Annotated in this window: 1 protein-coding gene and 1 pseudogene; both read right to left on the bottom strand. The window is 52.0% G+C overall.

The genetic code is table 11. The features are described 5' to 3' along the window. Positions 1 to 23 precede the first annotated feature (23 nt). On the bottom strand, positions 24 to 713 hold the full coding sequence (locus B3F49_RS09070) for an RluA family pseudouridine synthase (RefSeq protein WP_293910555.1): 690 nt from the start codon (positions 711 to 713) through the stop codon (positions 24 to 26). Then, positions 713 to 1,183 (bottom strand): annotated as a pseudogene (locus tag B3F49_RS09065) (DNA topoisomerase IV subunit A); the annotation flags it as partial. The gene B3F49_RS09070 and the pseudogene B3F49_RS09065, both read right to left, overlap by 1 nt.

Here is a 1,183-nt window from a genome sequence, read left to right as displayed (position 1 = left end):
ATTGCCGCTTTCGGCAGGAATTTTCAGTGTCTATCTGAAACGAAGGCATTCCACAGCGCATCATCAGGCGGAGCTGCCGTGATGGTGATTTGTTGTTTTTTCACCGGATGGGTGAAGGAAATGGAGCGCGCATGCAGGCAGATGCCGCCATCGGGATTGGACCGGGCGGCTCCATACTTGAGATCTCCCTTGATGTGCAGACCGATGGCTGCAAACTGCGCCCTGATCTGGTGATGACGTCCGGTATGCAGATTCACTTCCACAAGGAAGTAGTTCTTGGAGGCTGCAATCATCTGGTAATCGAGTTTGGCAAGCTTGCCGCCATTTTTCTCCACCGAGAGCGCCACACTCTTGTTTGTCTTGGTATCGCGGATGATGTAGTGGACCAACGTACCTTCGGTTTGGTTGGGCATACGATCTACAATCGCCCAGTAGGTCTTCTTCACCGAACTGCCCTTGAACAGCTCATTGAGACGGATCAAGGCCTTCTCGGTCTTGGCATAGACAACGATGCCGCTGGTGGGGCGGTCCAAACGATGGGGGATGCCCAGATACACGTTGCCCTGCTTGGCGTAAGTCACCCTCAGGTACTCCTTGACCTGATCGGCCAACGTTTCGTCCCCGGTTGCATCCCCCTGCACCAACTCACCGCACAGCTTGTTGATGATGATCAGATGATTATCCTCATAGAGAATCCTATCCTTGACAGCCATCATTCCTCCTGATTCTCATCATCGAACAGGGTAGGCTCCGCAGTATTGGCATGCACCACTTCCTTCACCGATCTCAGTTTCAAGGAAGCGACTTCCTTCACAGAAATCCTCACCCCGTTCGCCTTCACGCTCTTCACCAGGTAATCGGAGAAATAGAACTTCTCCTCAAGAATCCTCAGGCCCGGCTTGGGTTTGTACGTGAGCGTCAGCTCGGCGTTTGCATAGGTGCTGAGCTTGACCAGTTTGAAGTTGCCTTCAGGCAGCAAGGGATAGACCTTTTTCAATTGGTAACTGACAATCTGGCAACGCTTGAGGAAGAGATACTTGTACGTTTTCTCCTGATAGATGACCGAGAACACAAGCTTTGCAAGCTCACTCTTGTCTGCATATCCGCAGTAGAGCAACCCCTTGCCGACAAATTCCTTCTCTGGCGCATCGATGACCTGATAGGTCCCGTCCTTGCGGATAAT

The sequence above is a fragment of the Sphaerochaeta sp. UBA5836 genome, assembly GCF_002432845.1.
Lineage (GTDB): Bacteria > Spirochaetota > Spirochaetia > Sphaerochaetales > Sphaerochaetaceae > Sphaerochaeta.
Note: the sequence above shows the minus strand (reverse complement) of the source record. Positions and strands in the feature narration are given on the sequence as shown.